Annotated in this window: 10 protein-coding genes; 2 read left to right on the top strand and 8 right to left on the bottom strand. The window is 42.0% G+C overall.

Annotation, left to right across the window (positions count from 1 at the left end):
* From WBG45_RS04030 to hutU, 8 genes are all read right to left on the bottom strand, one after another.
* Positions 1 to 2,176, bottom strand: a 2,176-nt coding sequence (locus WBG45_RS04030) for an ATP-dependent Clp protease ATP-binding subunit (protein ID WP_424412502.1), incomplete at its 3' end; no start/stop codon positions are given.
* Positions 2,166 to 3,266 (bottom strand): protein arginine kinase, encoded by a 1,101-nt coding sequence (locus WBG45_RS04025; protein ID WP_424412501.1) that lies wholly within the window; start codon positions 3,264 to 3,266, stop codon positions 2,166 to 2,168. The genes WBG45_RS04030 and WBG45_RS04025, both read right to left, overlap by 11 nt.
* Positions 3,263 to 3,802 (bottom strand): UvrB/UvrC motif-containing protein, encoded by a 540-nt coding sequence (locus WBG45_RS04020; protein WP_424412500.1) that lies wholly within the window; start codon positions 3,800 to 3,802, stop codon positions 3,263 to 3,265. The genes WBG45_RS04025 and WBG45_RS04020 overlap by 4 nt, the downstream gene beginning before the upstream one ends.
* 12 nt (positions 3,803 to 3,814) lie before the next feature.
* Positions 3,815 to 4,285, bottom strand: coding sequence for a CtsR family transcriptional regulator (locus tag WBG45_RS04015; RefSeq protein WP_024536474.1), 471 nt, complete (start codon positions 4,283 to 4,285; stop codon positions 3,815 to 3,817).
* 527 nt (positions 4,286 to 4,812) lie between these two features.
* Positions 4,813 to 6,144 carry a YjiH family protein gene (locus WBG45_RS04010; protein WP_424412499.1) on the bottom strand — a complete coding sequence of 444 codons (1,332 nt, stop codon included), beginning with the start codon at positions 6,142 to 6,144 and terminating at the stop codon, positions 4,813 to 4,815.
* Positions 6,145 to 6,146: 2 nt separating this feature from the next.
* Positions 6,147 to 7,106: an agmatinase family protein gene (locus WBG45_RS04005; protein ID WP_424412498.1), complete on the bottom strand. Its 960-nt coding sequence runs from the start codon at positions 7,104 to 7,106 to the stop codon at positions 6,147 to 6,149.
* Positions 7,107 to 8,360: an imidazolonepropionase gene (hutI, locus tag WBG45_RS04000; RefSeq protein WP_424412497.1), complete on the bottom strand. Its 1,254-nt coding sequence runs from the start codon at positions 8,358 to 8,360 to the stop codon at positions 7,107 to 7,109. It abuts the gene before it with no gap.
* A complete protein-coding gene (gene hutU, locus WBG45_RS03995) occupies positions 8,357 to 10,030 on the bottom strand; it encodes a urocanate hydratase (RefSeq protein ID WP_424412496.1) in 1,674 nt (557 codons plus the stop codon). Before hutU ends, hutI begins: the two co-directional genes overlap by 4 nt.
* 265 nt (positions 10,031 to 10,295) lie before the next feature.
* Here hutU and WBG45_RS03990 point away from each other — a divergent pair, with 265 nt between their 5' ends.
* Both WBG45_RS03990 and WBG45_RS03985 read left to right on the top strand, forming a co-directional pair.
* Positions 10,296 to 10,619, top strand: coding sequence for a PadR family transcriptional regulator (locus WBG45_RS03990; protein ID WP_024536469.1), 324 nt, complete (start codon positions 10,296 to 10,298; stop codon positions 10,617 to 10,619).
* A complete protein-coding gene (locus tag WBG45_RS03985; RefSeq protein WP_424412495.1) occupies positions 10,612 to 11,655 on the top strand; it encodes a DUF4097 family beta strand repeat-containing protein in 1,044 nt (347 codons plus the stop codon). The genes WBG45_RS03990 and WBG45_RS03985 overlap by 8 nt, the downstream gene beginning before the upstream one ends.
* Positions 11,656 to 11,968: the final 313 nt, after the last annotated feature.

The following is an 11,968-nucleotide window of genomic DNA, read 5'->3' as shown; positions in this document are numbered from 1 at the left end:
ATGTAACGATTTCTTTTAAGTGTTCTTTTTCTAATGAATGGAACACAATCATTTCATCCACACGGTTTAAGAACTCAGGACGGAATGCTTTTTTAAGTTCTTCGAGCATTCTGCCTTTCATATCTTTATATTTTTGTTCGCCATCTTGCAAGTTGAAGCCGACGTATTTGTTTTTCTTAAGAGCCTCTGCCCCAACGTTGGAAGTCATGATAACCACCGTGTTGCGGAAGTCTACTGTGCGTCCTTTAGAATCAGTTAAGCGACCGTCTTCTAATACTTGCAGTAAGATATTGAAAACATCCGGATGCGCTTTTTCGATTTCATCTAACAGAATAACAGAGTAAGGTTTACGACGAACTTTTTCCGTCAATTGGCCGCCTTCTTCGTGTCCTACGTATCCTGGAGGTGAACCCACTAAACGTGATGTTGAGTGTCTCTCCATGTACTCAGACATATCAACACGAATCATCGCGTCTTCATCACCGAACATACTTTCAGCTAGTGCACGAGCAAGTTCTGTTTTACCTACACCCGTTGGCCCTAAGAAAATAAATGAACCAATTGGACGTTTTGGATCTTTCAATCCAGCACGAGCTCTACGAACTGCACGAGAAATGGCTGTAACAGCTTCCGCTTGGCCAATAACACGCTTATGCAAAGTATCTTCTAGATTTAATAATTTTTGAGATTCAGTTTGTGCCAATTTAGAAACCGGAATTCCAGTCCACATAGACACAACTGCGGCAATATCTTCTACTGTTACTTCAGATTCTGCCTTGCCTTGTTCTTCTTTCCAAGACTTCTTCGTGCTATCTAGTTCTTCTTTCAGCTTTTGTTCCGTATCTCGGAAAGAGGCTGCTTTCTCAAACTCTTGGCTTTGAACTGCCGCATTTTTCTCTGAACGAATCGCTTCTAAACGTAATTCTAATTCTTTTAAATTCGGTGGCGTTGTATATGAACGCAATCGAACTTTTGATCCTGCTTCGTCAATTAAGTCAATAGCTTTATCCGGTAAGAAACGATCCGAAATGTAGCGATCAGACATTTTTGCCGCTGCAATAATCGCTTCGTCCGTAATTTTCACACGGTGATGAGCTTCATAGCGATCACGAAGACCTTTAATAATAAGAATGGATTCCTCCACAGAAGGCTCATCTACTTGAATCGGTTGGAATCGACGTTCTAACGCAGCATCTTTTTCAATGTATTTGCGGTACTCATCTAGTGTTGTAGCACCAATACACTGCAATTCACCGCGAGCAAGTGATGGTTTTAAGATATTCGATGCATCAATTGCACCTTCAGCTCCACCTGCACCAATTAGCGTATGAAGTTCGTCGATGAAAAGAATGACATTGCCAGCTTGGCGAATTTCATCCATTACTTTTTTCAAGCGATCTTCAAACTCACCACGGTATTTCGTACCCGCAACCACGGTACCCATATCTAATGTCATAACGCGTTTGTCGCGCAGAATTTCTGGCACTTCATTTTGAACAATTTGTTGCGCTAATCCTTCAGCGATTGCCGTTTTACCTACACCCGGCTCACCAATAAGAACAGGATTGTTTTTCGTGCGTCGAGATAACACTTCAATAACACGTGTAATTTCTTTGCTACGGCCAATGACCGGATCTAAGCTACCTTCACGGGCGATTTGTGTTAAATCACGAGCTAAGCTATCAAGCGTTGGTGTGCTAGCGGCTGGATTTGAGCTGCCGTTTGATTGAACGTGATCATTGCTGCCTAGAAGTTGTAACACTTGTTGACGCGCTTTATTTAGACTTACGCCTGAATTATTAAGGACACGAGCAGCCACACCTTCACCTTCGCGAATTAATGCTAATAATAAATGCTCAGTTCCGATATATGAATGACCAAGTTTACGTGATTCGTCTACAGACAATTCAATCACTTTTTTCGCGCGTGGTGTGTAATGTACGATAGGTCCCACGTCACCCGTTCCCATTCCCACTAATTCTTCAATACCGTCTTCAATCACTTGAGGACTCACTTCAATAGCTTCCATTGCCTTTGCAGCAATTCCGCCGCCTTCACGAATTAAACCTAATAATATATGTTCAGTTCCAATGGACTCGTGTTTCATACGAATCGCTTCTTCCTGAGCCAATTGGAGAACTTTTTGTGCGCGTTGTGTAAATCGATTAAACATCATGAGTTTCCTCTCCTTCGTTGTCTAAATTAGTATCTACTTGCAATCGTTCCCTAAACAACTTTGCCCGAAACACATCTCGTTCTTCCGGTTTCAGAGACGTACCTGCATACTTTTGTAAAAAACCTGGTTGCATAAAAATCATGCATTCATTCAAAATTGAAACATCTACACCTTTAATCAAGCCTAAATCAATACCAAGACGCACGTTCGATAGACAACGTCCCGCTTCTTCAGTCGATAAAAGTCGGGCATATGTTAATACACCTAACGAGCGGTACAGACGATCTTCTAACACATTCGGTCTCGTATGTAAGAGAGCCGCTCTTGATTCACGTTCTTTTTGAATAATTTGTTCCGTAATGCTTTGTAAATCAGATAAAATATCTTCTTCTGACTTTCCAAGTGTCGTTTGGTTTGATACTTGATACACATTGGCAAGTGCTTCACTACCTTCGCCGTAAATGCCACGAACGACCATTCCTAGACGTGTAATGGCAGTAACGATCCGATTCATTTGATTCGTCATCGTGAGTGCTGGTAAATGCATCATCACCGATGCCCGCAGGCCAGTTCCCGTATTTGTCGGGCAACTCGTTAAATAGCCAAACTGTTCATCAAATGCATACGGTAATTCTTTTTCAAGCACATCATCAATATGGTTCGCTTGACTCCATGCTTCGTGCAATTGTAAACCTGGGAAAATACATTGTATGCGAATATGATCTTCTTCATTGACCATTACGCTAACTGCTTCGTCGTCGGATAATAAAACGGATCCAGCAATTTCTGCATTAGCTAGTTTTGGACTAATTAGATGCTTTTCCACCAAAACTTGTCGGTTGAGCGCAGATAGCTCTTTTATATCTATATACGAAAAGGTCGAATCAAGTTCCGATTCTGCATCAAGTAATACAGATGAAACATCTTGATCTACTTGTAATGCCTCATTTTCTGTAAAAGACAGCGGAAAACGGTACCCAGTTAAATTTCTTGCAAGCCGAATTCGCGTACTCATTACAATATCCGCATGCTCACCTTCGCCAGCCATCCAACTTGTCACGGAATTCTCTAAAAAACGTTCAATGTTCATGTGCGGTTTTCACCTCCGCTTTGTAGCTGTTCCTCTATAGCTCGAGCTTCATCGCGAAGACGTGCTGCTTCTTCGAAATTTTCAATCTCTATCGCCTCTCGCATCGCAGTACGAATCGACTCAATTTGTTTTTTCAATTGTAGGGTTTGACCAAATGACCCTGGAGCTTTCCCAATATGCTTCACGTTGCCGTTATGCAATTTCTTAAAAACATCTGGTAGTTGCCCATGAAAACTTTCGTAACATTCGGCACAGCCAAACTTCCCTTGGTTTAAAAACTGTTGAAATGTCCATCCACAATAACTACATGTGTTTAGTTCTGGTTGCGGCTTCTCTTGCGGTTGTTTGTTTTCTGTAGAGCCAAACCAATTGGATAATAACTGATGAAGCGAAAGGGCATCCTGCTGAAAATCTAAATGGTAAGGATGGAACTCTTGTGCACATACATCACAATAATGACGCTGCACCTGTGCTCCATTGTGCACTTGCGTCACCGTTACTTTTGCCGGTCGTTGCTTGCAATTTTCACAAATCATATCGCTCTCGCCTCACTTTAACTGTTCATACTTGAGTGTTAAGAGCATCGCTTTCAATATGCGCGAACGCAGTTCATCACGATGCGGCAATGGAGTGTTTAGCGTCGTCCGATCAAGAGCAGCAAGCATCATTTTCGCCTCACGCTTCGTCAACACGTCCTCATCGATTAAACGGAACACAATATCTTCCATCATCGTTTGAGAAGCTCCACGCTCTAAACTCACTAAGATTACTTCAATTAAATCTGATTTCGAGTGAGACCGTACACGTACAATGCGTATATAGCCCCCACCCCCTCGCTTACTTTCAACGAGGTACCCACGGTCCGCCGTAAAGCGTGTATTAATCACATAATTAATTTGCGAGGGAACACACTGAAATTGCTCAGCGATCTCACTGCGCTTTATCTCAACATGCCCTTTATCATCTAATTCGATAACTTTCTTTAAATACCCTTCAATAATATCTGATATATTCCGCATGCAATCACCTCCTAATAGATTAGATCTGAGTGCGAGTCATAAATAATAGTGATAGCAACTACTAGCAGATGCCTGACTTTGACTAACTTTGACCTTATTATATAAGGGGGGATAGGGATTGTGCAAATAAAGTGAATTGAAGAGGCATATTCAACTGTCGGAGTCAGTTAGGAATGCGGATAAACCCCTTTAAAAGGCAGGTTTCATTGGCTAGTCGACTTGGACAAAGAGGCGCTTTTTGTGCGGGGTTTTCGATTGCGAAAAATTTATCGCTCATTTCATAAGATTTATTAATTAAACACGTCTCACCGCCTAATTGTCTTGTTGAAACCCCTCGCACACAGAAAAGAGCCATGCAGCGATTTAGCGGAATGGCTCCTATCTTAGGGTTTTTGAATGGTTTTGTTTTCGCTGCGCTGCTGTTTGAAAGAAGGAACGATTGCGAAGTATTTTAATAAGTGACATTGACTATTTGTTTTTATAGAAATGAAACCTAAAACAGCCACCCTATAGGATGGCTGTTTCTATTAAAATAATAAATATGCAATTGGAGTGACTATTATTAAAGTTAAAATAACACGTTGAACCCAAATAACGATTAACTTCGGAATAGAAATTGGAATTTCAGTTGCCACGATACATGGTACAAGTGCTGAGAAAAAGATGATAGATGAAACAGAAACTACCGCCACAACAAATTTTACAACTAGCCCAGATTCTACAACGAGCAATGCTGGCAAGAACATTTCTGCGATACCAATTGCACTTGCTTTTGCCACAAGCATTGGTTCAGGTAATTGTAATAAAGCTGTGAATGGGTAGAATATATAGCCAACCCAATCAAATATTGGTGTAAATGTAGCCAACATAATACCAAGTAAACCAATCGATAGAATAGAAGGCAAAATAGCCATCGCCATCAGCAGACCATCACGAACATTTACCCATATATTCACGCCTAAGCTTGGTGCGTTCGCTACTGTCTCTTTCGCTTCTCGCCATGCAGTAGCTAATCGTCCACCTTCTGGTTTCACTTCTGGTTGCGGTGTCGAGCCTTCATAGTAATCGTCTTTCATACTACCAAGAGGCCAAATCCGAACAGTGATTGCGGTCACAACAAATGTAACTAGTAAAGTTACCCAGAAAAAAGTATTCCATATTTCCATTAATCCAAGTGTTTTTGCAACAATGACCATAAACGTTGCTGAAACGGTAGAGAAGCCAGTTGCGATAATCGCTGCTTCACGCGCTGTATATTTTCCTTCTTTATAAACCCGATTCGTAATTAATAAGCCCAGTGAATAAGAACCTACAAAAGAAGCTACTGCGTCGATTGCCGAACGACCTGGTGTTCTCCAAACTGGTCGCATAATTGGTTGCATAAGAACACCAATGAACTCCAGCAATCCATAGCTCACGAGTAATGCAAGGAAAACCGCACCTATAGGTACTAGCAAACCAACTGAGATGACGAGTTTACCAAATAAAAATGGACCCATGTCTGGACGGAATAACCATGCCGGACCAAATTCGAAAACAATCATGATTCCAACAAATAACCCAACTATTTTAAATAGAGAGAATACCATGTCCACTGTCGACTTTTTCCATGTTCCTGAGACAAATGGATAAACGGCTCCTGCAAAAATAATGATGAGTGCATAATACGGTAAAAATCCTGCGGCGTTCGATTGAATCCATGTGACAATGTGATCAAGCATAATCGAATTTTTCTCACCAATTGTAACTGGAACAAAAAACATAAATGCACCAATAAAACTGTAGACGAAAAACTTCCACATCCCTGAACTTGAACGCACGTTTGAATTTGAACTTTCCTCCACTTGTACTTGTTGCATACTTATTTCCCCCTTTGTGCTAGTACTCTCCCTGTGATGAACTCTAGCCATGCATACACTCCGGTTTTCACCGTGGCGTTTGTTGCGACGTCTCGCGATGGATCTAAGCACACGAAATCGATGTGGCGAACGGCGTTATGTTTACCGATACGCACCAAACTCATGAACAGCTCTTCCGCAGTCATGCCCCCTGGCGTGGATGCCGGAACGCCTGGTGCTACTGCGATATCGAGCACATCCATATCGATGGTCACATAAACGCGGTCTACTCGTTTCGCTAACTCTTCTAACTGTTGTTCGACGCAGTGAGCCACCCCTAGCTCACGCGCTTTACGCAAAGTTACCATGCGAATACCGTGTTCTTTGGCATAAGCGACTAATGGCGCTGCATTGAAATACCCGTGCAGACCAATATTGACAACGTCTTCTCCGCGAACAATTCCTCCGTCAATCAGTTGACGAATCGGTGTGCCGTTCGCCGGCCCTAATTCAGCTGGATCGCGAACATCCAAATGTGTGTCGAGCTGCAAAATGCCGATTCGCTCGTTTGGAAATGCACTCTTTACCCCTCGTACTGCACAAGCGGTAACCGAATGATCCCCACCGATTAAACATGTCGTTGCACTGTTAAATGTGCTCACGAGTTCTCGAGTCGTTTCTTCAATTCGTTCATGCGACAACAAGATATCCGTTGTGTGCATGACCACATCGCCCGCATCACGCACTTCATACGATGATAAATCCAAGTCCTCATCTAAATTATATGCAGAGAACCCTTTCCACATTTTTCGGAATTCCATTGGATATAACGAAGCGCCTGAGACGCTTATCGATGAACGTGAAAGAGGCGCTCCGTATAGCACCATATCCACTGAATCTTCACCGAGAGGCTTCACCCATTGATGCACGAAATCTCCGGAAGCATCGCGCCAAGACCATTCTGGTGGTTGTAAATTGTTCATTTATCCCACCACCTGCACGCCTTTTTTCCACACACTGCCGACGTGATTCACGCCGAATAAATATTGTAATTCTTGATAATTGGAAACTTTCCACATGACAACATCTGCTTGCTTCCCTACTTCAAGCGATCCAACTTTCTCTTCCATACCTATTGCACACGCGGCATTCATCGTTGCGGCAACTAGTGCTTCCGCAGGTGTTAAACGCATCGAAATACATGCCAAATTCATCACAAGCGGCATCGAAGTTGTTGGTGATGAACCTGGATTACAGTCAGTCGAAATCGCTACAGCAACTCCTGCATCAATCATCGCTCTACCTTTGGCTGCTTCTTCACGTAAATACAATGCTGTCGCTGGCAATAAACAAGCGATGACGCCCGCTTCTGCCATTAACCGCACACCTTCATCAGATGCTTTCAATAAATGCTCTGCTGAAATCGCTCCAACTTTCGCTGCAAGTTCAGCGCCACCATACGATTCAATTTCATCAGCATGGATTTTTGGAATCAATCCGAGTTTTTTGCCTGCTTCTAAAATGCGTTCAGATTGCTCAGGTGTGAATACGCCAACTTCACAAAATACATCATTAAAAATAGCGAGTTTTTCTTCCGCTACTTTTGGCAATATGTCATTGACCAACAAATCGATGTATTGTTCTTCGCTGCCTTTATATTCTTGAGGAACCGCATGACCACCCATAAACGTTGGAATTAAGTCGATTGGATGGCTTTCATTCAAGCGCTTCATGGCACGAAGTTGTTTCAATTCTGTTTCTAAATCTAAGCCGTAGCCACTTTTCCCTTCAACCGTTGTGACGCCGTGTGCTAAAAATGAGTCAAGGCGACGCGTTGTTTGCGCCACCAATTCGTCTTCTGTTGCTTCACGAGTCATACGTGTCGTTGCGTGAATACCGCCACCAGCGTTCATAATTTCCATATAAGTTGAACCTTCAAGACGCATTTCGAATTCTCGTTCGCGGCTACCGCCATAAGCTACATGCGTATGGGGATCAACTAGACCTGGCGTCACTAATCGACCTGAAGCATCTATCACATCCGCTTCATGAGCGCGCTCGCCATACAACGCTTCAAGTTCTGAAGTTGTGCCAATGGCTAGTATTTCTCCGTTTTCCATCCATACACTGCCGTCTTCAATAATGCTTAGTTCAGACATTTGTTTTTGACGTCGCGGTCCATTTTCACCGGCTAAGGTAACGAGTTGCGCAGCGTTCTTTATCCAAACAGGTCTCATTTTTCAGACCCCTTTAACATCGGGATATTGACGCCTTTTTCGCGAGCGGTTTCAATCGCTAAATCGTACCCAGCGTCAACGTGACGAACGATTCCCATACCCGGATCAGATGTTAATACACGTTCAATACGTGCTTCCGCTTCTTTTGTACCGTCTGCTAAAATAACCATTCCCGCGTGTATCGAGTAACCCATGCCTACGCCGCCACCGTGGTGAAGAGAAACCCATGTTGCACCACCAACTGCATTGATCATGGCATTTAAAATTGGCCAATCTGCCACTGCATCCGAACCATCTTTCATTGCTTCTGTTTCGCGGTTAGGAGATGCCACTGAGCCTGAATCTAAGTGATCACGGCCGATGACGATTGGTGCACTTAACTCACCACTTGCGACCATATCGTTAATGATTTTTCCGAAACGCGCACGTTCGCCATATCCTAACCAACAAATACGTGACGGGAGTCCTTGGAACTGAATTTTATCTTGCGCCATTTTGATCCAGTTACATAAATGCGTGTTGTAACTGAATTCTCGCAAAATCACTTCGTCCGTTTTGCGAATATCTTCTGGGTCACCCGACAATGCTACCCAGCGGAACGGTCCTTTACCTTCACAGAACTGTGGGCGAATGTACGCTGGTACAAACCCTGGGAAGTCGAATGCACGTTCAACGCCTTCGTCTTTAGCCACTTGGCGAATGTTATTACCGTAATCAAACGTCACGGCGCCTTTGTCCATCATCTCGACCATTGCCGACACGTGTTTTGCCATAGATGCTTTAGACAGTTTCACATACTCAGTCGGATTTTCTTCACGCAGTTTCGCTGCATCTTGTAATGACATCCCAGAAGGAATATAGCCATTTAACGGATCATGTGCTGAAGTTTGATCTGTTAACACGTCTGGAATAAATCCACGCGCGATCATTTCTGGTAAAACGTCAGAAGCATTGCCAAGAAGACCGATTGATAGCGCTTTGCCTGCCGCTTTTGCTTCTTCAGCCAAGCGAATCGCTTCATCCAATGAATCCGTTTTAACATCTGTGTAACGCGTTTCAATACGTCGGTCAATGCGTGTCTCATCCACTTCAATGCCGATACAAACTCCGCCAGTCATCGTAACTGCTAATGGTTGAGCTCCACCCATTCCACCAAGACCCGCAGTCAATGTAATGGTACCTTTTAACGATTCTCCGAAATGCTGTTTGGCTAGTTCTGCAAATGTTTCATAAGTTCCTTGAACAATTCCTTGTGAACCAATGTAAATCCAGCTACCAGCCGTCATTTGGCCATACATCATCAAGCCTTTTTTATCTAACTCGTGGAACGTTTCCCAGTTTGCATAAGCAGGAACGAGATTAGAATTGGCAATTAATACACGAGGTGCATCTAAATGTGTTTTGAAAATCGCCACCGGTTTACCCGATTGGACGAGCAATGTCTCATCATTTTCTAGCTCTTTTAATGAACGGACGATTGCGTCAAAGCTTTTCCAGTTACGTGCGGCTTTGCCGATTCCCCCATAAACAACTAAATCCTCAGGACGTTCTGCCACATCTGGATCTAAATTATTCATCAGCATACGAAGTGCAGCCTCTTGCTGCCACCCTTTTGTATTTAACTCTGTACCTCTATATCGGAAAACTCGACCTTCTGTGTTTGATTTCATAACTAGTCATCCCCCTTTTCAATACCTTTATTGTATCTTGAAAGTTCAGATAATTAATTATAATTTAGTGACTTTTTTATAAAAAACAGATAGTAATATAGTTTATTCCCCTAAATTTATGATTCGTTGCGATTTAAACAACTAATTTATACGTTTAATTAGTGAAAAATAATTTTTCTGCAGTACCTTGCATAGAATAATACTGCATGATATATTGTTATCAAAGGTACTGTTCATTAAATAGTAGTGAAGGGAGGATGAAAAGATGAATATTCAATTTAAAAAAGGCGTTCTAAATCTGTGCGTGCTTGTGTTATTAGATAAGCAAGATCGATATGGTTATGAGCTTGTACAAAAGATATCTGATCAAATTTCGATTTCTGAGGGGTCTGTCTATCCGCTATTAAGACGTTTGACGAAGGAAGGTTACTTCACGACGTACTTACAAGAATCGACGGAGGGTCCACCCCGTAAATACTATAAGCTGACCGATTTAGGAAGAACGTACTTACATGCACAGTTAAATGAATGGAATAGCTTTACCCACGGAGTAAATACATTAATTGAGGAGAGTGTAAAAAATGACTGAACAACAATTTCTAAATGAACTTGAAATGGCATTAACTCGACTTCCAGCCGATGAAAGAAACGATATTCTTCAAGATATTAAAGAATATTTTACGAACGGACGGGAAGATGGGAAATCAGATAGCGAAATTGCTGGCTCTCTTGGCTCACCAAAAGAAATTGCAGAGGAACTCCTCACTAATTATGTTCCCGAGAAATCACAAACAGAAGATAAAAAGTTGATTAAAATTACGGACACTGCCTTCACAAAAGTAGAGATGAATATCAATCATGGTTCTTTACATGTTTATCCTTCAGATACAGAAACGACAACGATAGAGCTAGTAAACGCTCCTGAGAAACTAGTATTAACTGCAGATGTCATCGGTGATACTTTAACAATTCGATTAAAAGGGCCGAAATTTAATTTTTTCAGCTTTCTTTCATTCGGCAAAGATGTAAGAGTAAATGTCGCTCTTCCTATAAAAACATATACAGCTCTTTCGATGAAAACAGATAACGGCAGCATTTCGGGGGAGAAAATTCTTGGGAAAACCATGACAGTATCTTCCGACAACGGCAGCATAAAACTAAAAGAAATCGCCGCTGGTACTCTCGATGTTGGAACTGACAATGGTCGTATTGACATCGATAAAGTTCAAGTCGACAAACTTTCAACCAACACGGACAACGGGCGAATCGAATTACGTAATATCGATGCCGATCAAGTTCATGCAGAAACAGACAACGGACGAATCGTAATGGAATATATAAACGGAAATATTGTTGGAAAAACTGACAATGGCAGAATCACACTTCTAACAACGAATATCGACCGTATGATTGATTTAGAAACTGACAATGGCAGTATTTTGATTGAAACGGAAAGTGACCCAACTGATGTAACCATTCGCGCAAAAGTGGACCATGGAAAAATTGATATATTTGGAGAGAATAATTCCCGCACGACTTACGGCAACGGAACCAACACGATTAAGCTGGCTTCAGACAACGGGAAAATAACTGTTGGCAAGAAAAGCGCAAGGCTGTTTAGTTAATAACTCAACACCCTTGGACGTTTTTGTTCAGCTATTATCAAACCTATATGAGGTTGATATTCCATAAAACTGCTACGCTTTCCGCGGGATTTCTACACTTCGCTTTTCCCGCTGGAGTCTACGCTGTTTTACTCCATATCTCAACAATAAATAGAAATAGAAACCTGTTTTTGAAATGAGACTGATAATAAAATTAGCTGTAGATCTGGATCTAAAAAAGCATAACCCGTTCAGTTATCTGGTACAAAATCTAAATTAAACATACAAAAAGAGCCCAAATTCGCATATGAATTGGGCTCTTTTAAAAGCCTAT

It is taken from the genome of Paenisporosarcina sp., from assembly GCF_049671445.1.
Taxonomy (GTDB): Bacteria; Bacillota; Bacilli; order Bacillales_A; family Planococcaceae; genus Paenisporosarcina.
The sequence above is the reverse complement of the archived record's forward strand: the minus strand, read 5'-3'. Positions and strand labels throughout refer to the sequence as shown.

Bases quoted from the DNA above. Each gene is read 5' to 3' on its own strand.
- WBG45_RS04025 (WP_424412501.1), bottom strand. From the start codon at position 3,266: ATGAACATTGAACGTTTTTTAGAGAATTCCGTGACAAGTTGGATGGCT.
- WBG45_RS04020 (WP_424412500.1), bottom strand. From the start codon at position 3,802: ATGATTTGTGAAAATTGCAAGCAACGACCGGCAAAAGTAACGGTGACG.
- WBG45_RS04015 (WP_024536474.1), bottom strand. From the start codon at position 4,285: ATGCGGAATATATCAGATATTATTGAAGGGTATTTAAAGAAAGTTATC.
- WBG45_RS04010 (WP_424412499.1), bottom strand. From the start codon at position 6,144: ATGCAACAAGTACAAGTGGAGGAAAGTTCAAATTCAAACGTGCGTTCA.
- WBG45_RS04005 (WP_424412498.1), bottom strand. From the start codon at position 7,106: ATGAACAATTTACAACCACCAGAATGGTCTTGGCGCGATGCTTCCGGA.
- hutI (WP_424412497.1), bottom strand. From the start codon at position 8,360: ATGAGACCTGTTTGGATAAAGAACGCTGCGCAACTCGTTACCTTAGCC.
- hutU (WP_424412496.1), bottom strand. From the start codon at position 10,030: ATGAAATCAAACACAGAAGGTCGAGTTTTCCGATATAGAGGTACAGAG.
- WBG45_RS03990 (WP_024536469.1), top strand. From the start codon at position 10,296: ATGAATATTCAATTTAAAAAAGGCGTTCTAAATCTGTGCGTGCTTGTG.
- WBG45_RS03985 (WP_424412495.1), top strand. From the start codon at position 10,612: ATGACTGAACAACAATTTCTAAATGAACTTGAAATGGCATTAACTCGA.